The 20,757-nt window shown below is 59.2% G+C and carries 21 protein-coding genes; 12 read left to right on the top strand and 9 right to left on the bottom strand.

Annotation, left to right across the window (positions count from 1 at the left end):
• Nucleotides 1–7 precede the first annotated feature (7 nt).
• The 3 genes from ACLB1Z_RS19330 (at nucleotide 8) to ACLB1Z_RS19320 (ending at nucleotide 4,096) form a co-directional block, all read left to right on the top strand.
• The gene (locus ACLB1Z_RS19330; RefSeq protein WP_244421068.1) at nucleotides 8–901 is read left to right on the top strand and encodes an ABC transporter substrate-binding protein; all 894 of its coding nucleotides are present in this window, start codon (nucleotides 8–10) and stop codon (nucleotides 899–901) included.
• A gap of 130 nt (nucleotides 902–1,031) precedes the next feature.
• Nucleotides 1,032–2,120 (top strand): glycine betaine/L-proline ABC transporter ATP-binding protein, encoded by a 1,089-nt coding sequence (locus ACLB1Z_RS19325; protein WP_409561291.1) that lies wholly within the window; start codon nucleotides 1,032–1,034, stop codon nucleotides 2,118–2,120.
• Nucleotides 2,117–4,096 carry an ABC transporter permease gene (locus ACLB1Z_RS19320; RefSeq protein WP_409561290.1) on the top strand — a complete coding sequence of 660 codons (1,980 nt, stop codon included), beginning with the start codon at nucleotides 2,117–2,119 and terminating at the stop codon, nucleotides 4,094–4,096. The genes ACLB1Z_RS19325 and ACLB1Z_RS19320 overlap by 4 nt, the downstream gene beginning before the upstream one ends.
• Before the next feature lie 17 nt (nucleotides 4,097–4,113).
• Here the strand turns inward: ACLB1Z_RS19320 and ACLB1Z_RS19315 are convergent, their stop codons facing one another.
• A complete protein-coding gene (locus tag ACLB1Z_RS19315; RefSeq protein WP_409561289.1) occupies nucleotides 4,114–5,304 on the bottom strand; it encodes an acetyl-CoA C-acyltransferase in 1,191 nt (396 codons plus the stop codon).
• 145 nt (nucleotides 5,305–5,449) lie between these two features.
• Here ACLB1Z_RS19315 and ACLB1Z_RS19310 point away from each other — a divergent pair, with 145 nt between their 5' ends.
• From ACLB1Z_RS19310 to ACLB1Z_RS19300, 3 genes are all read left to right on the top strand, one after another.
• Complete coding sequence (locus tag ACLB1Z_RS19310) at nucleotides 5,450–5,935, top strand: PaaI family thioesterase (RefSeq protein WP_409561288.1); 486 nt, start codon at nucleotides 5,450–5,452, stop codon at nucleotides 5,933–5,935.
• An 18-nt stretch (nucleotides 5,936–5,953) separates the two neighbouring features.
• Nucleotides 5,954–6,547: a TetR/AcrR family transcriptional regulator gene (locus ACLB1Z_RS19305; protein ID WP_409561287.1), complete on the top strand. Its 594-nt coding sequence runs from the start codon at nucleotides 5,954–5,956 to the stop codon at nucleotides 6,545–6,547.
• 137 nt (nucleotides 6,548–6,684) lie between these two features.
• Entirely contained in the window at nucleotides 6,685–7,491 is an 807-nt protein-coding gene (locus ACLB1Z_RS19300) for an SDR family NAD(P)-dependent oxidoreductase (protein ID WP_409561286.1), read from the top strand.
• A 49-nt stretch (nucleotides 7,492–7,540) separates the two neighbouring features.
• On the opposite strand, the gene ACLB1Z_RS19295 is transcribed toward ACLB1Z_RS19300, so the two are convergent.
• Nucleotides 7,541–8,254 (bottom strand): YoaK family protein, encoded by a 714-nt coding sequence (locus ACLB1Z_RS19295; protein ID WP_409561285.1) that lies wholly within the window; start codon nucleotides 8,252–8,254, stop codon nucleotides 7,541–7,543.
• Nucleotides 8,255–8,462: 208 nt separating this feature from the next.
• Here ACLB1Z_RS19295 and ACLB1Z_RS19290 point away from each other — a divergent pair, with 208 nt between their 5' ends.
• Together ACLB1Z_RS19290 and ACLB1Z_RS19285 are read left to right on the top strand one after the other, a co-directional pair.
• Nucleotides 8,463–8,858 carry a DUF302 domain-containing protein gene (locus tag ACLB1Z_RS19290; protein ID WP_409561284.1) on the top strand — a complete coding sequence of 132 codons (396 nt, stop codon included), beginning with the start codon at nucleotides 8,463–8,465 and terminating at the stop codon, nucleotides 8,856–8,858.
• Nucleotides 8,859–8,947: 89 nt separating this feature from the next.
• Nucleotides 8,948–9,475 (top strand): Dps family protein, encoded by a 528-nt coding sequence (locus tag ACLB1Z_RS19285; protein WP_013949876.1) that lies wholly within the window; start codon nucleotides 8,948–8,950, stop codon nucleotides 9,473–9,475.
• A 42-nt stretch (nucleotides 9,476–9,517) separates the two neighbouring features.
• Here the strand turns inward: ACLB1Z_RS19285 and ACLB1Z_RS19280 are convergent, their stop codons facing one another.
• The 4 genes from ACLB1Z_RS19280 to wrbA all read right to left on the bottom strand — a co-directional run bounded on the left by ACLB1Z_RS19280 (nucleotide 9,518) and on the right by wrbA (nucleotide 12,475).
• A complete protein-coding gene (locus tag ACLB1Z_RS19280) occupies nucleotides 9,518–10,159 on the bottom strand; it encodes a flavin reductase family protein (RefSeq protein WP_409561283.1) in 642 nt (213 codons plus the stop codon).
• Nucleotides 10,160–10,183: 24 nt separating this feature from the next.
• Entirely contained in the window at nucleotides 10,184–10,810 is a 627-nt protein-coding gene (locus tag ACLB1Z_RS19275) for an alpha/beta hydrolase (RefSeq protein ID WP_409561282.1), read from the bottom strand.
• Nucleotides 10,807–11,742, bottom strand: coding sequence for a ring-cleaving dioxygenase (locus ACLB1Z_RS19270; protein WP_409561281.1), 936 nt, complete (start codon nucleotides 11,740–11,742; stop codon nucleotides 10,807–10,809). The genes ACLB1Z_RS19275 and ACLB1Z_RS19270 overlap by 4 nt, the downstream gene beginning before the upstream one ends.
• Nucleotides 11,743–11,875: 133 nt before the next feature.
• A complete protein-coding gene (gene wrbA, locus ACLB1Z_RS19265; protein WP_409561280.1) occupies nucleotides 11,876–12,475 on the bottom strand; it encodes an NAD(P)H:quinone oxidoreductase in 600 nt (199 codons plus the stop codon).
• Between the two features lie 133 nt (nucleotides 12,476–12,608).
• Here wrbA and ACLB1Z_RS19260 point away from each other — a divergent pair, with 133 nt between their 5' ends.
• Nucleotides 12,609–13,526 (top strand): LysR family transcriptional regulator, encoded by a 918-nt coding sequence (locus ACLB1Z_RS19260; protein WP_409561279.1) that lies wholly within the window; start codon nucleotides 12,609–12,611, stop codon nucleotides 13,524–13,526.
• Nucleotides 13,527–13,542: 16 nt separating this feature from the next.
• Here ACLB1Z_RS19260 and cobF read toward each other — a convergent pair whose 3' ends face one another.
• Nucleotides 13,543–14,307 (bottom strand): precorrin-6A synthase (deacetylating), encoded by a 765-nt coding sequence (gene cobF, locus ACLB1Z_RS19255; RefSeq protein WP_409561278.1) that lies wholly within the window; start codon nucleotides 14,305–14,307, stop codon nucleotides 13,543–13,545.
• Nucleotides 14,308–14,446: 139 nt separating this feature from the next.
• Here cobF and ACLB1Z_RS19250 point away from each other — a divergent pair, with 139 nt between their 5' ends.
• A complete protein-coding gene (locus ACLB1Z_RS19250) occupies nucleotides 14,447–15,856 on the top strand; it encodes a DUF6513 domain-containing protein (RefSeq protein WP_409561277.1) in 1,410 nt (469 codons plus the stop codon).
• Between the two features lie 12 nt (nucleotides 15,857–15,868).
• Here the strand turns inward: ACLB1Z_RS19250 and ACLB1Z_RS19245 are convergent, their stop codons facing one another.
• Nucleotides 15,869–16,858, bottom strand: a complete 990-nt coding sequence (locus ACLB1Z_RS19245) for an aldo/keto reductase (RefSeq protein ID WP_409561276.1) — start codon at nucleotides 16,856–16,858, stop codon at nucleotides 15,869–15,871.
• Nucleotides 16,859–17,003: 145 nt separating this feature from the next.
• Between ACLB1Z_RS19245 and ACLB1Z_RS19240 the strand changes: the two genes are divergently transcribed.
• Nucleotides 17,004–17,936: a LysR substrate-binding domain-containing protein gene (locus ACLB1Z_RS19240; protein ID WP_409561275.1), complete on the top strand. Its 933-nt coding sequence runs from the start codon at nucleotides 17,004–17,006 to the stop codon at nucleotides 17,934–17,936.
• Nucleotides 17,937–17,955: 19 nt separating this feature from the next.
• On the opposite strand, the gene ACLB1Z_RS19235 is transcribed toward ACLB1Z_RS19240, so the two are convergent.
• The gene (locus tag ACLB1Z_RS19235) at nucleotides 17,956–19,011 is read right to left on the bottom strand and encodes an NAD(P)-dependent alcohol dehydrogenase (protein WP_409561274.1); all 1,056 of its coding nucleotides are present in this window, start codon (nucleotides 19,009–19,011) and stop codon (nucleotides 17,956–17,958) included.
• Nucleotides 19,012–19,506: 495 nt separating this feature from the next.
• Between ACLB1Z_RS19235 and ACLB1Z_RS19230 the strand changes: the two genes are divergently transcribed.
• Nucleotides 19,507–20,697, top strand: a complete 1,191-nt coding sequence (locus tag ACLB1Z_RS19230) for an MFS transporter (RefSeq protein WP_409561273.1) — start codon at nucleotides 19,507–19,509, stop codon at nucleotides 20,695–20,697.
• The last annotated feature ends 60 nt before the right edge of the window (nucleotides 20,698–20,757 follow it).

The following is a 20,757-nucleotide window of genomic DNA, read 5'->3' as shown; positions in this document are numbered from 1 at the left end:
CCAAGCCATGGCGGGCGCTCCTGAATCGCAAGATCCAATCAAGATTGCATTGTTCGATTGGACGAGCGTCAATCTCAACGCCAAGATCCTTGGCGGCATTCTGACCAAACTCGGCTACAACGTTGAATACCCGACGGCCGATTATCTCTCGAGCCTCACCACCGGCCTGACGAACGGCGATATCGATATCGGCGTCGAATACTGGGATACGACCGCGCGCGAAGCGATGAAGGCGTCCGACGCCACGGGTCAGACCGAACGCCTCGGCAAGCTTGGTCCCAAGGCCAAGGAAGAGTGGTGGTTCCCGGAGTACATGAAAGAAAAGTGCCCTGGCCTTCCTGACTGGAAAGCTCTGAAGGATCCCAAATGCGCCGAAGCCTTCTCGACGCCCGATACAGCGCCAAAGGGCCGTTATCTCGGCGGTCCCGTGACCTGGGAAGGTTTTGACGACGAGCGCGTCGAAGCTCTCGGCCTGCCGTTCGTTGTTGTCCACGCCGGCACCGACGGCGCGATGTTCGCCGAACTCGATTCCGCCTACCAGCGCAAAGCGCCGATCATGCTCTGGATTTATTCACCGCATTGGGCGCCAGCAAAATACAAAGGCGAGTGGGTTCAGTTCCCGGAATATGAACCTGCCTGCTACACTGACCCGAAGTGGGGCGTGAACCCGGATAAGAAGTACGATTGCGGCAAGCCGCACGGCGAAATCTGGAAGTACTCCTGGAAAGGCCTGAAAGATAAATGGCCCGTCGCTTACAAAGTCGCCAAAAACTACACGATCGATACTGACGAACTGAACAAGATGTCAGGTGAGATCGATCTCGACGGCAAGTCGATGGATGACGTCGCCGCGGCTTGGGTCGATGCCAACGAGGCCAAGTGGAAGGAATGGGCGAAATAAGAGTTCGGCTGAGCTTCCTTTGCAGCATTGAGTGAAGACGCGACGGGAACCGGTGTGCCATCGCAGGCTGTCGGTTCCCGTCTGTTTTTGAGGCCACGCGGCGCGCTTTGCGCGATGGAGCGATTCTAAAATGAATACCCAAGCGCCCCTGCGCGATGATACGACGTCGGCGACTGACGATCGTCCGGTTAAACTGTTGTGCCAGGATGTGTGGAAAGTCTTCGGCGAAGGCGCGAAGAATTTTTTGGCGAAACACAACGGCGCACCGACATCCGAAGACCTGAGCAAAGCCCAGCTCGTCGGCGCCGTCCGGCATGCGTCGCTCGAAGTTCGTCGCGGCGAAAATTTCATCGTCATGGGCTTGTCCGGCTCGGGCAAGTCGACGCTCGTTCGCTGTCTCTCTCGATTGGTTGAGCCCACGTGGGGAAAGATCGAGCTCGACGGCATCGACCTGCTGAAAGCATCCCCTGATGAATTGATTGAGATCCGTCGTCACCGCATGGGTATGGTGTTTCAGCACTTCGCCCTGCTGCCGCATCTGACGGTGCTCGAAAACATCGCTTTTCCGCTTTCCGTTCAAGGCGTCGAACGCAAGACGCGCGAGGCGCGCGCACGCAAAGTTATCGAGCTTGTCGGCCTCAGCGGGCGCGAGCAGTTTTATCCGCGTGAGCTTTCAGGCGGCCAGCAGCAGCGAGTCGGTATTGCACGGAGCCTCGCGGTCGAACCGGAAATCTGGTTCCTCGATGAGCCGTTTTCCGCACTCGACCCTTTGATCCGGCGCGAGATGCAGGCCGAGCTTCTGCGTCTCCAAAGCGTGCTGAAGAAAACCATCGTCTTCATCACCCACGATTTCGATGAAGCGATCCGCTTGGCCGACCGCGTCGCCATTATGAAGGACGGAGAAATCATACAGATCGGCACGCCGGAAGAACTGGTGCTCCATCCCGCAACAGACTACGTCGCCGAATTCACGCGCGACGTCCAGCGCTCGAAGGTGATGTCGGCAGCAAGTCTGATGCGCCCGGTTTCGCCATCTGCCGACTACGGCGGAACAGTCGGTGCAAGAGATAAGATCTCATCGTTTTCGGCTCGCATCGTCGGTGTCCGCAAGAACTTTCTTGTCACCGCCGCTGATGGCAGGCCACTCGGTGAAGTGACGCCCGATGACGTTATCGATATCCTTGCCGATCGCGACTTGGCTAAAGAGGCACGTGTATGACCGTCGCAGACACGACGGCGCCTATCCGGCCGTCCGCCATCTCCACCCCGACATTGATCTGGACTGTGGCCATCGCCGTTGTCGCGATCCTCTATCTCGTTCCGAGCATCGCCCCTTGGGCTGTTAAGTACCCCGACGCCGCCATTATCCCGATTTCCAAGTGGATCTCGATAATCATGGCGTGGCTAAAGTCGAATTTCATGTGGTTGACGCGCGGCGTCACCAACGTGTTCAACGTGCCGCTGCAATGGGCGATTGACCTGCTCGCCAAGGGCTGGAAGTCCGGTTACGGCCCCAACGCGGTCGTTCTGCCGCGTCTATCGTGGATCGGCGTGTGCGCAGCGTTTGCGATCGCGGGCTACAAATTCGGTGGTTGGCGTCTCTCGGCATTGGCCGCAGCCTGCATGCTCTACATCGCCCTCTTCGGCCAGTGGACGAGCGCCATGCTGACATTGGCGCTCATCGTTATCAGCGTGCCGTTGTGCGTTATCGTTGGGTTGATGCTTGGCGTCGTCGCCTTTCGGAAGCCCTGGATCGATCGTACGATCATCCAGCCGATGCTTGATCTGATGCAGACGATGCCGACGTTCGCCTATCTCATTCCGATGCTGCTCCTGTTTGGAAACAGTCCGGTGTCGGGCATGCTCGCAACAGCCATATTCGCAATGCCACCGATGGTGCGCGCCACCGTGCTTGCGCTGAAGCGCGTGCCTCACGAGATCGATGATTTCGGCGAAATGGTTGGTTGCACGCAACGCCAGAAATTGTGGTGGGTGCTGGTTCCCTCAGGGCGCGCGACACTGATGGTCGGCGTCAATCAGGTGATCATGCTCGCCCTGAATATGGTCATCATCTCCTCGATGATCGGCGCCGGTGGTCTCGGCTATGATGTGCTTCTCGCTCTTCGAGCGCTGAAGATCGGCCAGGGCATGGAAGCCGGTCTTGCGATTGTCGCGCTTGCGATCGTTCTCGATCGGTTGAGTCAGGCGGCGGCCCGACAGCGTCCCGCTATGCACGTGCAGGACCAGAACTTCATACAGCGAAACCCGATGCTGACGCTGGCCGTCGCCATTCTCGCTGTCACCACGATCTTGAGTGTCTATGTGCCGGCATTCGCAGCCGTCCCGGCCGCAATCAAGGTTTCGACTGCTCCCTACTGGAAGGCGGCCGTCGATTGGATCAACATCCATTTCTTCGATGCCATCGAAGCTTTCCGCACTTTCCTGCTGCTCTACATCTTGAACCCGATCCGAGATTTTCTCGTCGATTTTCCTTGGTTCGGGATGGTTCTGCTCGTCGGGCTGGCGGGGTATCGTCTGTCCGGTATGCGCCTTGCCGTGCTCGTCGTTCTGATGACGTCGTTCTGCGCCGTCACAGGACTTTGGGAAAAGTCGATGGCGACGCTCTATCTCTGCGGCGTGTCGGCGATCATTTGTGCCGTGTTCGGAATTGCGATTGGTATCCTTGCGTCGCGCAGCGATCGTTTCGCGGCGTTCTTGACGCCGGTCCTCGACACCTTGCAGACGCTGCCGTCGTTCTGCTTCATCATTCCGGTGGTCATGCTGTTCCGTGTAGGCGACGTGACCGCCATGATCGCAACCGTCCTGTTCGCGATCGTTCCGGCAATTCGCTACACCAACCACGGCATTCGCCAGATTCCCGAAAGCCTGATTGAGGCTGCGACCGTATCTGGATGCACGCCACGCCAGATGTTCTGGCGCGTGCAGCTTCCCCTAGCGCTCCCCGAGATCATGCTCGGTATCAATCAGACCGTGCTGCTGGCGCTGAGCATGATCATTATCTGCGCCATGATTGGAACGCGCGATCTCGGCCAGGAGGTCTTCATCGCGCTTGCCAAGGCCGATGCCGGCCGCGGTTTGACCGCCGGTTTTGCCATCGCCTTCATCGGCATCGTCTCAGATCGCCTGATCAGAGCTTCGACCGATCGGCTCCAGTCACGGATGGGCCTCTCCTGAGGCCCATCACGCAGAGTTCAATGCTGAACGCGCTCGATAGCGATTGCGGTCGCTTCGCCACCGCCGATACAAGCCGACGCGATCCCTTTCGTCGCTCCCTGACGCTCAAGCGCGTGCAGCAGGGTTACGATCAACCGCGCGCCCGTTGCACCGATCGGGTGTCCGAGTGCACACGCGCCGCCGTTGACGTTGAGCTTATCGCGCGCGATCGAAAGATCCTTCTGCGCGGCCATCGCGACCGCCGCGAACGCTTCATTGATCTCGTAAAGATCGACGTCACCAGCCTCCCACCCGGCCTTTGCCAAGGCTTTGCGAATGGCGGGAATTGGCGCGGTCGTGAACCAGGCCGGCTCCTGACTGTGCGTCGCGTGCGCGCGGATCTCAGCAAGGATCGGTAGTCCTTCGCGCTCTGCAAGCGAGCGACGCGTTAGAACCAGAGCTGCCGCCCCATCGGCGTTTGCCGACGAGCTGGCCGCGGTTATCGTGCCGTTCGGCCGGAACGCCGGTTTCAGCTTCGGCACTTTCTCCGGTGAGACCTTGAGCGGATTCTCGTCATCGACCACGACCTTCTCGCCCTCTTTGGTCGCGATGCTGATCGGAGCAATCTCGGCTTTGAATGCCCCGGACTGAATAGCGGAGCGCGCACGCGTCAGTGTCTCGACTGCGAACGCATCCTGATCCGCCCGCGTGAACTGATAGGCCTCAGCCGTTGCCTCGCCGAAATCGCCCATGCTGCGGCCTTTTTCGTAGGCATCTTCGAGGCCGTCGAGCAGCATGTGATCGAGCACCTGTCCGTGCCCGACGCGAAAACCCGCACGGGCCTTCTGCAGCAGATAGGGCGCGTTCGACATCGATTCCATGCCGCCCGAGACGACGATATCGGCCGAGCCCGCGGCGAGCAGATCGTGGGCGAGAAACGTGGCTTTCATGCCCGACCCGCAAACCTTGTTTACGGTCGTCGCACCGGTTGCATCGGGGAGCCCGGCTGCCCGCGCCGCCTGCCGTGCCGGCGCCTGCCCTTGTCCCGCCGTCAGCACGTTACCGAAAAGAACTTCGTCCACTTTCTCTGGCGCCAGCTTAGCCCGTACCAGTGCGGCTCGGATGGCGTGCGCACCGAGTTCCGAAGCCTGGAGCGGGGCAAGATCGCCCAGAAACCGCCCGAGAGGTGTCCTAACCGCAGATACGATGACAATCGGGTCCTGACGCATTGGTGGGGCTCCTCCGCCTTCTTGGCTATTCATGATGGCCGACATAATATATGATAGACGTAATGCAAGTGAGTGCATCGCCCCGCAACGCCGAATGTTGACGCACCTCAACGCGCGCCGGGAGAAAACGAAATTGGATGAGCCGATGAAGACCGGGATTGTGTCGCCCCTTGTTGCGGCAGCGATGTCAGGATTGGATTTTCTTGTTGCGCTGCGGGACGGTGCGCTTATCGCGCCGCCATTCAGCCGCGCGACAGGAATTTTGCCGAAAGAGATTGAGATCGGCCGCACCGTTTTCGAAGGGACGCCAGCTGAGCAATTTTATAACCCGATGGGGACTGTTCACGGTGGCTGGATTGCAACCCTTCTCGACACCGCAATGGCGTGTGCTATTCAATCCATGTTGCCCGCCGGACAATCGTATACGACGCTGGAACTCAAGACCAATTTCGTGCGTCCGGTCTTTGCCTCGACGGGTGTCCTGCGGTGTGAAGGCGTCGTGCTTTCGCTCGGCGGTCGCATCGCGAGTTCGGAAGGGAAGGTTTTCGACAAGGAAGGGAACCTTGTCGCTCACGGGACAGAGACATGCATGGTCATGGGCCAACGCAACGGCGCGTCGACCCACGCTTAGGCCCAAGGAGAAAAAAGAATGCCGCGAGTATCGCGCAAGGAAGCAGATCAACACCGCGAAGACGTGCTCAATGCAGCATCGAAGCTCTTTCTTGAGTACGGCATCGACGGCGTGAGCGTTCCCGCCGTCATGGCCGAAGCTGGTCTGACACACGGCGGATTTTACGGTCATTTCGATTCGAAAGAGGCGCTCGTCGCCGAGGCCTGTGAACGCGCGTTTAAAGAGCGCCGCAGCATTTACGACGGGATCGAGCAACGTAATGGCGCCGATAAAAAATCCGCGCGAGTGGAATTTATCAAACGCTACACGACGAAAGCACACCGCGACGCAATCGGCCTCGGTTGTCCGGCCGCCGCCATGTGCGGAGACATGGCACGCGAAAACCCCAAAGGCCAGATCAGAACCGCATTTGCCGCCGGTTTTAACGTGATGGTCGAGCGGTTGACACCGCTTCTGTCGCGCAAAAGAAAGGACAAGGCCGCCGCGCGCGAAGACGCTTTAGCACAGATCGCCATGCTCGTCGGGGCAGTGGTTCTATCGCGATCGACGAAGGGCTCGCCCGTCTCCGACGAGATTATGCAGGCGGTGCGGGACGCTCTGTTGGACGCTTGACGAAGTTTTGAATGGCCGCTGCTAGGCCGGTTGGCCAAGATGATAATTACGTTCGCCATTTTATATGATGTAAAAAATATATAGTGGCGAGGCCTCGCCATTTCGAAATCCAAACGAGGACAAGAAAGGAACATCAAATGTCGAATTCCAAGGGAACGGCCCTTGTCACAGGCGCCTCATCGGGCATCGGCGCTGTGTATGCCGATCGGCTTGCCAAGCGTGGGTATGATCTATTGCTCGTGGCACGAGATGCACAGCGGCTAAACGCGCTCGCCGGGCGCATCAAAGCCGAAACCGACAGGTCGGTCGAGGTCGCCGCGGCCGACCTGACTTCGAAGACCGATCTCGCCGCTATCACCAAGCGGTTGCGGGAAGACAAAGCGATAACGCTTCTTCTGAACAATGCGGGCATGGGCTACAACGGCGCCATGGCTAGCGCCGACCTCGCCCTCACCGACCGGCTGATTGATCTGAACATCACTGCGGTGACGCATTTAGCGTCGGCTGCCGCTGCCAACTTCTCTGCGAAGAAGTCGGGCACTCTCATCAACGTATCATCGGTCCTGGCGCTCGCGCCTGAAATCGCCAGCGCCGTCTACTGCGCTTCGAAAGCCTACGTTCTGAACCTGTCCCTCACGCTCAATACTGAGCTATCGGATGCCGGCGTACGCGTTCAAGCGGTCCTTCCCGGCGCGACGCGAACGGAAATCTGGGAACGTGCGGGCATCGACGTCAACAAATATCCGCCGGAAATGATCATGGATGTCGAGCCGATGGTCGATGCGGCGCTCGCAGGCTTGGACCTCGGCGAACTCGTCACGATCCCATCGCTACCAAACATCAAGGACTGGCACGATCTCAATGCCGCGCGCCTGGCGCTCCGTCCCAATCTCTCCCTTAGCAAACCGGCTCCGCGCTATACGAAAACCCACGCCCACGCTTGATCCCGGCACATGCAATACGGAAACGCCGCCAGACGAATGGCGGCGTTTTTCATGTTGAGCCAGATCGCGCGCCGATCGACTTTTCCCGAATATAGAAGCCGATCGTCATCGCTGCGAAAATCGGAGCGCCGATGAAAACCCACTCCTTGACGTGAGCATAGGTCACGGCAGCCGCTGCGCAGCCGAGCGCGAAGGCCACGATGCCGTTGAGCAGGTTGGTGACCCGTGCCGTCACGGCTGGCTTCTTATCGACGGACACGCCACGAAAGAGATCGGCAAGATCGAGCATCGCCTGCGTCGTCGTCCCGGTCATGATAGTCGTCGGCGGATAGTTCGCAAGGTGAATGCGATGAAACGCATTTTGAATGGCCATCGCAACGACCAGAATAAGACCGACAGCGACGGCGGGAACTGTATCCGCATCGGGGAAGGGGCCGTAGCGAACGGCAAGCACGCCCGCAATCGTCATCAAAATGAATTGAAGCGTAAGCCAGATGCCGAGAATCGGCAGGCCGCTTTTCTCAAGCTGGAAACGCAGTAGTCGCGTCGCAAACACCACCGCGCAGAAAAGCGGCAGTGCTAGTATCTTGGCAATTGTATCGGATGAACCCTGGGCAAGCGATGCCCCGAGCGTCACGAAGTTTCCCGTTACATGTGAAGTGAAGAGCCCACTCAAAGCGAGAAAGCTCGACGTATCGACGTAGCCAGCCGTAATACTTAATACGGCCGGCACGGCTGGCAGCGTCATAAGGCGCGGCATCATTCTTCCCCTCGTTGAGTCGGATTAGCCCAGACACGATTAGACGACCGCCCGAATGTCGTCACCCGCGAGAGCCGCCAAGCGGTGGCATTTGTCGCAATTTTTCTGAATGCATTATTTTGCGTCGGCCCCGGTGGACAATGACCGGTGGTCGGAGCTAACAGTGGCGGCCCAAAAATCTCGCGCCGGAACCGGAAGAAGCGTCGGCAAAATGGTCGAAGGATTGATCACTCTCCAAAGCTCCCATGGTCCGAAGGAGACGGCCGACCGGCTCGCGGCGACCGCGTCCAGCCATGGCATGACGGTTTTTGCGCGCATAGACCATGCGGCGGGCGCAACGGCAGCCGGCCTCGATCTCCGGCCGACAGAAGTGCTATTCTTCGGAAACCCGAAGGCGGGCACCGTGCTTATGCAAAGTGAGCAGACCATCGGCTTGGACCTGCCTCTGAAGGCCTTGGTCTGGCAAGATGAGCGCTCCGCGACATGGATTTCGTATCAGGATTTAGTCCGGCTCGCGAAAAGATATGAGCTTCCGCCTGCCATTCAGCCAACCGTAGAAAAAATGTGCTCATTGATTAAAGTCGTCGTCGAGGAGGCTGCCGGATGACCTCGATCAATGTGGCGGTATCTACCGTCTGATCAATTGCAAACCCCTTTTCACACCCCCCGCAACGCATAGCCAAGGAAGAGATGAACATGAAAGCGGATACGACCAAATCCCGGCGTAAGGCTCCACTCGATACGCCGTCGCACTTCTCCGACAACGCCATCAAGGACATCTCCGCGTCGCTCTCGGCGCTGCTTGCCGATTTCTTCGCGCTCTACATCAAGACGAAGAACTTCCACTGGCATATGTCCGGTCCGAATTTCCGGAGCTACCATTTGCTTCTCGACGATCAGAGCGAGCAGATTTTTGCGGCGACGGATGATATCGCCGAACGTGCCCGCAAGCTCGGTGGCACGACGATCCGTTCCATCGGCCAGATCAACAGCCAAAAGCGCATTCTCGACAACGACGCCGATTTCGTTTCGCCGAACGATATGCTGGCAGAGCTTCGCGACGACAATCTGCAGTTGGCGGACGAAATGCGCCAGCTCCACGATCTCTGCGACGAGCATGGTGATGTCGCTACAGCGAGCCTTCTCGAAAACTGGATCGACGAAGCTGAACGCCGCGTGTGGTTCCTCTTCGAATCGACCCGGAATATTCCGCACGAAGCCTGAGCATCGCTTACGATTAAGGACAATTCGGACAAAGGCGCGAGATCAATCTCGCGCCTTTTCCTTTTCCAGCGCGTCATACGCCCGGGGCCGCTGCATCTGAAACGCCGTCTCCGCCGTTCCATAGAGCCCGCGTCCGTGGAGCCTCGAGATCAGATTGAGTTTCGCCGTGTCGACGTAGAGCTTCGCCGGGTCGAGCATGGCCTCGTCGGCAATATGCGCCTGAACGACTTCGCCAATCGCGAGCAGCTGGTTGGAAAAGATGAGCGGCGTATGCAGCCGGCATTCGAACGAAACCGGACTGATCGCAACCCGCTCCGGATTGACCTTGAGCGACGGGACCGTCTCAAGCTCGGCCAATGCAAGCTCGTCAACATTCGGAGGCGCATCAACCGACGTTAAATTCATCGCCTCCGCCGCCACGCGCGGCACGAGATTGACCACGAACTCTCCCGTGTCGAGGATATTGCGGGCGGTGTCCTTCATGCTGCCGTCGCCGTCGGTCATGATGCCGACGGCAAGCAGTGCCGGGTCTTTGCCCATGGCGTTGAAAAAGCTGAACGGCGCCGCATTGCGGGCGCCGTTCTTTGCTCGTGTCGTTATCCAGGCGATAGGCCGCGGAACGATCGTACTGGTGAGAAGCTTGTAGCGATCGTCTGCTGCAAGTGTTTCGAAGTCGAAGTCCATTCCAACACCTGTCCTGTGCGGCCGTTAGAGATCCTTGAGGATCTTCTTAACGTGCTCGACCTCGTCCTGCACGATCGTGTGGCCCATACCGGGGTAGATGATCTCCGTCACGTTGCCGCCGAGCGCCTTAAGAACCTCCGCCGATTCCTTCACCCGCTTGAGCGGAATGTGAAAGTCGATATCGCTGCAACCGAGAAATACCGGCGTGCCCGCGAGAGAGCCTGCATAAGTCCGCGGCGTCCCTTCTGGTCCGATCAAGCCGCCGCTCAAGCCTGCGACGCCGCCGAAACGGCGAGCGTTCCGGGCTGCGAACTCGAGCGCGAGGCATGCGCCCTGGGAAAATCCCAAAAGCACGATCTTCTCGGACGGCACGCCCTGCCGCTCGACATCCGCGACAACGTCCGAAAGCGTTTTCAGAGCGTTGCTGAGATGCGGCTCGTTCTGGGCAATCGGTGCCATGAAAGACTGCGGATACCAACTGCCCGAACGCGCCTGCGGAGCGACATAGGCGATGTCGCCGGCTTCGAATGCGTCCGCAAGGCCGAGCATACCCTCGGCACTTGCTCCACGTCCGTGAACCAAGATCATCGCCGCACGGGCGGCACCCAAAGGTGCGCCCGCACGAATGACGTTTGTCGTCATTGTCGTCATGCTGCCTTCTCCAACGGTTGCAGCACTGCCTCGATTTCCTTCCGCTGCCCTTCAAGGAACGCCGGCAGTTTCAATGCCTGTCCCAAGGTGGCCACTGGCTCATCGATGGCAAAGCCTGGTTGGTCGGTTGCGATCTCGAAAATCACGCCGCCCGGCTCGCGGAAGTAGATCGACCGGAAGTAGTTGCGGTCCATCTGTTCCGTCGCCTGGATGCGATGGTTCTCGACGAGCTTCTTGCGCATCTCGGCCTGCTCTTCATCCGACGCCGCGCGGAACGCGACGTGATGGACCGAGCCCCGGCCCATGCGAGCCGCAAGAAAGCCCTTCGCCTCGTGGATTTCGACGACGCTTCCGGTTTTCGTGCCTTTCGCCACGAACCGCGTGACGTTGCCCTCGCTGCCCGCTTCCGTGAAGCCCAACACATCCGTCAGGATGGCGCCGGTGCTCTTCACGTCTTCAAGCAGCAGTCGGATGCCGTGGAACCCGCGAATGGCGTTTTCCGCTGCAACGTCACTGCCGGTCCAAGCGGCCTCGGCTTCGGCACCAGCCACGCCAACGAGTGCGAGGCTCATGCCGTCCGGATCCGTGAACTGCAGGACCGACTGTCCGAAGCGCTTCTCGATCGCCTCGTGCGGCACGCCCTTCTCGACGAAGCGGTGTGTCCAATAGCCAATCGCGGTCTCGGGAACGCGAAACATCGTCTGCTGCGCCATCCCGACTCCATTCCGGCCCTTGGACGCATGTGCCCACGGGAAGAACGTCAGGATCGTGCCGGGCGTGCCGCTCTCGTCACCGAAGTAGAGGTGGTAGGTGCCCGGATCGTCGAAGTTGACGGTCTTTTTGACCAAGCGAAGGCCGAGAACGCGCGTATAGAAGTCGAGATTGCGGGACGCATCGCCAGCAATCGCAGTGATGTGGTGAATACCAGACATGGCTTGTCCTTTCTCTCGTTCGCACGAGATGTCACTAGGTTGATCTGCTATGTGGAGGGTCGATCCGGCGCTTCAATCGGAGCCGGTGGAAGCGGACCGTCGCCAATTCGGCAACGGTCCGAATTAGTGAGGCTTACGCCTTCAGCTTGGCCGCGACCTGCGCGACGTGCCGGCCCTGGAACTGGGCGCCTGCAAGTTCGTTGGCGGAGGGCTGACGCGAGCCGTCACCGTTCGCGATCGTCGTCGCGCCGTAAGGCGAGCCGCCGGTCACTTCGCTGACGCCCATCTGCCCCTGGAACGAGTACGGCAGTCCGACGATCACCATGCCGTGGTGAAGCAGAACCGTATGCGTCGACAGGATCGTGCTCTCCTGACCGCCGTGCTGCGTGGCCGTCGATGAGAAGACGCTGCCGACTTTGCCGATCAGCTTGCCGCCGAACCAGAGGCCACCCGTCTGATCGAGAAAGTTTTTCATCTGGGCCGGCATGTTGCCGAAACGGGTCGGCACCCCGATGATGATCGCGTCGTAGTTCGGAAGCTCATCGACCGTCGCAATCGGCGCCGCCTGATCGAGCTTGAAATGCGACTGCCGCGCAACCTCTTCCGGCACCAGCTCGGGCACTCGCTTGATCGTCACCTCGGCGCCGCCCTCGCGCGCGCCTGCCGCCACGGCCTCCGCCATCTTCTCGATGTGGCCATAGCTGGAATAATAGAGGACCAGAACCTTCGTCATATGCGTGCCTCCAGACACCTTGAAATTCGCTTTGTGCGGAGGCATCAGCCGTCCGACGTCCTGAATATGGCTCGTTGACGAAAATCGCTCAATATATCAATATACGAGCAATCTGTTTCCAATTTGGATACAAATGGACAAGCTCGACGCCATGAGAGCGCTGGTGAAAGTCGTCTCCAGCGGCAGCTACGCCGAGGCGGCGCGTCGCCTGGGGTTGACCCGCTCGGCCGTCAGCAAGGGCGTCATGGAGCTCGAGCAGGCGCTGGGCGCCCGTCTCCTGGACCGCACCACGAGGCGCGTGACCCCGACCGAAGCCGGCCTTGCGTACTATGAGCGCTGCGTTTCCATCCTCTCCCAGATCGAGGAAACCGAGGCCCAGGTCTCCCGCCTCCATGACGAGCCAAAGGGCATCCTGAAGGTCAACGCACCGATGTCGTTCGGCATGCTCTACCTCGGCAAGGCCATCTCCGACTTCATGACCCTCTATTATGACCTCAAGGTCGAACTCCTGCTGACCGACCGCTTCATCGACCCGCTGGAAGAAGGCGCGGACGTCACCCTGCGGATCGGGACGCCGACGGACTCGAGCCTCATCGCCCGCCGGATCGCACCAGCCCGGATCGTGATCGTCGCGTCGCCCGGATACCTCGAAAAACATGGAATGCCGCAGACGCCCGCCGAACTGGTCGATCACAAATGTCTGAGCTATGGCCACACCACATCGATGCAGCGCTGGCACCTGACCGAGAAGGGCCAGCCCGTCTCGGTCGCCATCGGCGCGTGCCTGGCATCGAACAATGGCGATGTGCTGCGCGACGCAGCCGTGCAAGGCATAGGTATCGCAAACTTGCCGACGTTTATCGTGGGCCAGGATATTGCCGACGGACGGCTGAAGCTTGTCCTTCCCGACAATCGGCCGTCAGACCTCACCATTCACGCGCTCTATGCGCCGAACCGCTATCTGGCCGCGAAAACCCGCGTCTTCATTGATTTTCTCGTCGATCGCTTCGGCAAATCGCCACCCTGGGACGACTTCGAAGGTCAGCACTGACAAAAATTCCGCCTCGTCACGGCCGGGGAGGCGCGCGCCGAAGCAGGTAGGTGTCCATGATCCACCCCTTCCGTGCCCGTTCGTCCGCGCGCGCTTCCTCGATGGCATCGACGCATTCCTTCAGCTTGCCGGAAATCAGGACCTGATCTGGCGTGCCGAGATACGCGCCCCAGAAAATCTCCACATCCTCGTCGATCAGCGCACGAAGCCCTGAACCGTTATCGAGCATCACGACGGCCGTATCGACCTTTTGCGGCAATCCTTCGAGCAGTTTGCGGCCCGTAGTGATGTGCACCGGCTCGCCGATCGGATTGAGCGCGATTTTATGCTCGGCGGCCAACGCCTGGACAGCCGTGATTCCAGGAATGATCTCATATTCGAATGCGAGCGTTCCTTGCGCTACGATCTGGTCGATGACGCGTATCGTGCTGTCGTAAAGGGAGGGATCGCCCCAAACGAGAAACCCGCCGACCTCGCCGTCTTTCAGTTCATCCGCAATAAGCGAGCTGAAGATCTGCGCCTTCTCGCGATGCCATGCATGGACACCGGATTTATAATCGCCGCCCTGGTCCCGCACCGGCCCTGGAACCTCCACGATCCGATAGGACTTGTCCTCGATGAAGCGCTCGCAGATTTCCCGCCGAAGATTGGCGAGATCAGCCTTAACTTCTCCTTTGTCGAGAAAGAAGAACACATCGACCGCGTTTAGCGCCTTCACCGCCTGCATGGTGATGTAGTCGGGGTTTCCCGCGCCGATCCCGATGAGCAGAACTTTCTTCATGCCAAGGCTTCTCCAAGGTGACGGGCGACGGAAACCGTAAATCTGCCGATTTGTCGATGGGGCACGTGCGGGACATTGCACGAGGCCGCATTCGGTGCCAATTCACGGGGGTTGAATTCGTAAAGGGAAATGCCCGTCGATGGCCAAGCGCATTGTGTTGGTAACCGGATCGCTGGCCGAGCCGCGCGTCAAGCGTGTGGCGGAAGAGCTGAATGATCCCGACCTGGAGCCGGTCGTCACCAATATCGGCGTCAAGGTCGCGGCCCTCATGACGACGGAAATCGTCGAGCGCCGCCTGAAGCTGCCCGAGCACGCCGACCGGGTCATCATGCCCGGCCGTTTTCGCGGCGATCTCGAACGCCTATCGGACCATTTCGGCACACGCTTTGAGCGTGGCCCGGAAGAGATCGCCGATCTGCCTGAATATCTCGGCCACGCCGCACGCAAGATCGACCTGTCCGAGCACGACGTCAAAATCTTTGGCGAAATCGTCGATGCAACTCTGATGACGCCGGAGCAGATTGTCGAACGCTCGCGCAAGTATCGCGCCGACGGGGCCGACGTCATCGATCTCGGCTGCTTGCCGGACAGTCCGTTTCCACATCTGGAAGCGTCCATCGCGGCGTTGCATGCCGATGGTGCGAAGGTCAGCGTCGATTCCTTTAATCCGGAAGAGTTGTCGCGCGCCACGCGCGCAGGCGCCGACTATCTTTTCTCGCTATCCGAAAAGACGATCTCGATTGTCGACGAAGGTCCTGCTGCGCCGATCCTCATTTCGGCTGGTGCCGCCGACATGGATTCGCTCGATCGCGTCATCGATATCATGATCGCGAAAGGCCGCCCCTTCTACGCCGACCCGATCCTCGATCCGATCCACTATGGCTTCACCGCATCCGTCGCGCGTTATTACGACCTGCGCAAGCGCCGCCCAGACATTCCGATCCTGATGGGCATTGGTAACGTAACGGAATTGACCGACGCTGACACCACGGGCATCAACGCCATCCTGATGGGCATGTGCTCCGAGCTTCACATCACGGCAGTGCTTGCTGTGCAGGTGAGTCCACATTGCCGGACCGCGATTAAGGAATTCGACCGCGCCCGCCGCGAGTACTTCGCCGCTCGCAAGGCCAATGCACTGCCGCAAGGTTTTGGCTCGGGCCTCATGGCCTTGCGCGATCGCAAAGGCTTTGCTTCGACACCGGAAGAGATCAGATCGCTCGCGTCGGAAATTCGCGACCAAAATTATCGCATCGAGGTCGCGGAAGATGGCGTCCATATCTACAATCGCGACGGCCATCACGTCTCAGACGATCCGTTCCAGCTTTATCCGCATCTCGATACCCGCGCCGATCCCGGCCACGCGTTTTATCTCGGCGTCGAGACGGCGCGCGCCGAAATCGCCTACCGCCTGGGCAAACGCTACGCGCAGGATGAGCCGCTGGAATTTGGCGTCGTCGCCGAAACCAAAGGTTCCGCCGACGACGCTCACTTGATGAAGTTCAAGGACGCGGGCTCCACCCTGAAGAAAGAGCCGAAACCCGAGTAGTCCGTTTCCTCATTAAATATCGACGAACGACATCATCCGTTCCGTGTATCTCGCGCCCGCAACACCGAGCAACTTTGCTGCAGCGTCGAGACGATCGGTCTCCTCGGTGGACAATTCAAGTTTCGCCGCACCGAGGTTCTCTTCGAGATAGACGCGCCGCTTCGTCCCCGGAATCGGCACGATATGTGGACTGCAGCCGAGCAGCCACGCCAGGGCAACCTGTCCCGGCGTTGCATGATGGGCGACCGCAATCTCGCGTGCAATATCGGCGATTTTCATGTTCGCGTCGAAATTCGCGCCCTGGATGCGCGGATCGTTGCGCGAGCGATAATCGTTGGCCGGATAGTCTTCAGCACGTTTCGCTTTGCCTGTCAGAAATCCGCGCCCGAGGGGACTGAACGGCACGAGGCCGATGCCGAGTTCGAACAATGCTGGGCGAATGTGCTCTTCGATGCCGCGTTCCCACAACGAGTACTCGCTCTGTAGCGCCGAGACCGGCTGCACCGCGTGTGCCCGGCGGATCGTTTCCTCGCTCGCCTCCGAGAGGCCGAAATAAAGGACCTTGCCTTCCGCGATCAGCTCTTTGACGGCCCCGGCGACATCCTCGATCGGGACCTTCGGATCGACCCTGTGCTGGTAAAGAAGGTCGATGCGGTCCGTCTGCAATCGCTTGAGTGAGGCTTCGACGACATCGCGAATATGCGCTGGGCGGCTGTCGGTTCCTGAAATGCCGTTGCTGCTGAATGTGAAACCGAACTTCGTCGCGATCACGACTTGATCCCGCTTGCCCTTTAAGGCCTGTCCCAGCAGAATTTCATTGGCAAATGGCCCATACGCCTCCGCCGTATCGAGGAATGTGCAGCCCAACTCGATCGCACGTGCGATCGTCGCCGTCGATTCAGCGTCGTCCGGGACGCCGTACGAGCGGCTCATGCCCATGCACCCGAGGCCGATCGCCGAAACCTCGAGTCCTTGCGTGCCTAGCTTGCGTTTCTCCAGCACAGCGCCACCTCTCAACCATGTTCGGGGGAATTCGCGTCGAAAGCACAAAAATCCGGCTTCCGCGAACATCGGCCACATTTAATAGCTGGCATGTGCCGATATAATATGAGGCAATCCGAATACCTCCTTTGGCTTTGAGTATATAATGCGCGGAAGCGAATTCGCTGAGCTACGCGCCTTCGTGACCATTGCCGAACAAGGCAATTTTGCGCGGGCGGCCGCTCATCTCAGAATTTCACCATCGACATTGAGCCAGACGATCCGCGAGCTGGAAAAGCGGCTTGGCGTCCGTTTGCTCAATCGCACGACTCGCAGCGTCTCTCTAACAGAGGCGGGGCAGCGCCTGCTGGCGCGCTTCAAGCCGGCGCTTGAGGAAATGGAAGAGGCCGTGCGCGACGTGCAGAATTTGCGCGTCGTTCCCGCCGGTACGGTGCGGCTTCTCGCACCGCGCAAAGCGGCCGCCACGCTGATCGCCCCGCATCTGGGCCGGTTTGCGACCGAGCATCCCGATATCGTGCTCGATATCACCGTCGACGACGCCGTCATCGATATCGTCGACGAAGGTTTCGATATCGGACTTCGACTGGGTGAACTTCTCGAAGACGATATGGTCGCGATTAAGCTGGGTGACGATCTCCGCATGTGCGCTGTCGCATCGCCCGAATACATCTCGAAGCACGGCATTCCGAGAGATCCGAGCGACCTCAACAAGCACCGCTGCATCAATTGGCGGTGGTCGGGCCGGCGCGGAATCTACAACTGGGAATTCTTCAAGGACGGTCACTGGATGTCAGTGGTCGTCAACGGTCCGCTGACGGTCTCATGCGCCGAAATGGCGATCCACGCCGCAACGCAAGGTGTCGGCATTGCATTCTGGACGGAGTCGGACGTCCGACCTTTGATCGCAACGGGAAAGCTCGTGCCAATGCTGGAAGAGTTCTCGCCGCACTTTCCTGGATGGTATCTGACCTATCCGCGCCAAAGGGACATGTCGGCTGCTGTGCGCGCCGTGATTGATTTCTTCAGGGCTCGCAACATGCCGACACTTGCGGCAAGCAAGGCATTGGCGCCGGCTTGACCGGCCGGCGCCCTGTGCGTCACTCGAACGTCGCCATGTCGATGACGAAGCGATATTTGACGTCGCTCTTGAGCATACGATCGTAAGCGTGATCGATGTCCTTCATCGAGATCATCTCTACATCCGAGGTGATGCCACGCTCGGCGCAGAAATCGAGCATCTCCTGCGTTTCGGCGATGCCACCGATCAACGAACCGGCAATCGACTTCCGGCCGAAGATAAGAGGAAATACTGATGGCGAGGGATGCGGATGCTCAGGCACGCCCACGAGAGTCAGCGCGCCGTCCCGCTTGAGCAGATTGGTGAACGCGTCGAGGTTATGCGACGCGGCCACCGTATTCAGGATGAAATCGAACGTGCCGGCATGCGCTGCCATTTCGTCGGCGTTCTTCGATACGACGACCTCATCCGCGCCGAGATCGAGCGCGGCCTGCCGCTTCGAGTCCGACGTCGTAAATGCCACGACATGCGCGCCGAGTGCGTGAGCGAGCTTGACGCCCATGTGGCCGAGCCCGCCAATGCCGACGATGCCGACCTTCTTGCCAGGCCCAACGTTCCAATGCTTCAGCGGCGACCACGTTGTGATGCCCGCGCAAAGCAGCGGCGCCGCGGCCGCAAGCTGATCTTCTTTGTGTCGAACCTGCAGTACGAAGTGCTCATCGACCACGATCTGCTTTGAATAGCCACCAAACGTATTGGGCAGTCCGCCCTTCGCCGCGCCGTTATAGGTGCCGGTGAAGCTATGCGGCCCCTCGCAATATTGCTCGAGATCGTGCTCGCAGGAGTCGCAGGTTCGGCAGCTATCGACCATACAGCCGACGGCGGCGACATCGCCCTCTTTGAACTTGGTCACGTCCTTACCGACGGCCGTGATGCGACCGACGATTTCGTGGCCCGGAACGCAGGGATAAAGAATGCCCGGCCACTCGCCGCGTGCGGTGTGAAGATCGGAATGACAAACCCCGCAAAAGAGAATGTCGATCACAACGTCCTTTGGTCCGGGATTCCTGCGGTCGATCGTAATAGGCCCAAGCGGCGCCTTTGCTGCCGCCGCGGCATAGGCTTTTGTCTGCATGTTCGTCCTTTTATGCTGCTGTCGTGAAATGCGATAATCGAACGCCGAAGCCGCGTCCGGCCGTTTCAAAATCACCCGCGTAATTGTGATAAGCCGATTGCCGATTGCACACGCCTGTGATGTGGCAGTGTCTACTGCGGCGGAGATTCCGGGTCAAACGGTTGGCTCCTCCTAGGTGGAGGATATTCACCGTCAGGAGAATGCGGCGCAAACCGAATGCCGTATTCGAATTATTGGGCATAATATCGTGCGCTGCTTCAAGCGCGACGCGAAGATATTTTGGCTTATCTCCCCGCCGAGGCGGAATTCGTCACATTGTTTAAGCGGGCCCGCTCGACTATCTGTTCGCCGCCCAGCCCGTACGGCGAGAAATTGTCGCCATGCACCGCCTCTCACGAAGCTCTGGACGCAAATTCCGGATAAGCCGGATGTCGTTTGCAAGGAACGATGCGTGGGCTGAATCGTCATTGAAATCTGATATCAGCGAGTTGTCCTTTGAATGTCCAGACGAAAGACAAGCGCACCGCCGAGCCTTCGGCTACGCTCATCACGATATTTGCGATTGCTGCCGGAGCGCTCGTCGCCAATCTCTATTATGCGCAGCCGTTGATCGCAGAGATCGGCAAAGAGATCCACATTACGCCCGATCTTGCGGGGTCGATCTCGAGTATCACTCAGATCGGGTACGGCGTTGGCTTGTTTCTGCTCGTCTCGCTGGCCGATCTCGTCGAGAACAAGCGCCTGGTCCTGACGCTTCTGACTTTGACAACGGTAGGTCTTGTCGGCGCGGCCACGTCAGAATCCGCGCTTCCGTTCTTTGTGGCGTCGTTCATTGTCGGAGTGTGCTCGACGGCAGCGCAAGTTCTCCTGCCATTCATCGCCCATCTCGTTCCCGAGGCCAAGCGAGGCCGCATCGTCGGCAATGTGATGGCCGGCGTTTTGACCGGCATCATGCTGGCGCGCCCGGCCGCGCTTTTCATTTCGGCGCATTTCGGTTGGCGCGCAGTCTTTTGGTTTTCGGCGATATTGATGATCGCGATCGGTTCGACGCTATTTCGAATAATGCCGAGCCATCGCCCGGCAACCGGCAAGCATTATTTCCATATTCTGCAGTCGATGGTCGGCTTGTTTCGCAGCATGCCGATCCTGCGCGAGCGGGCGTTGTATCAAGCGCTGATGTTCACTGCATTTAACATGTTCTGGACGGCAGCCCCGATCATGCTCGCCGATCAATTCGGTATGAGCCAGCAGAGCATCGCGCTTTTTGCATTGGCAGGTGCCGGCGGTGCGTTGGCTGCGCCGATTGCGGGGCGCTTTGCCGACCGCGGCTATACGCGCATCATGACGATCGGCGCCATGTCGGTGCTTGCTCTCACCTGTTACGTGGCGGATTTGGCGGTCGCTTGGCAATGGCTCGCAGCCCTTGTCGTAGTCACGATTCTTTTTGATGCTGCTATTCAGACCAATCAGATCACGAGCCAGCGCATAATTTTCTCCGTGCCTCAGGAAGTACGCGGCCGCGTAAATGCGATTTATATGACGATCAATTTCGTTGGCGGCGCTATCGGATCAGTGCTCGGAACAATTACATTGCATTGGGGCGGTTGGTCGACGACGGCCGCAACGGGCACCGCAATCGGAATTATATTGCTGCTGCTTTTCTTTGTGGCCAATCGCAGTCGGTAATCAGTTTGTGTCCAAATTGCAAAAACCATAACGGGAGCGGGAACGCCCCTGGAATCTCAG

The organism is Hyphomicrobium sp. MC8b (assembly GCF_905067615.1).
GTDB lineage: Bacteria > Pseudomonadota > Alphaproteobacteria > Rhizobiales > Hyphomicrobiaceae > Hyphomicrobium_B.
This window is presented reverse-complemented; position numbering and strand designations above follow the sequence as displayed.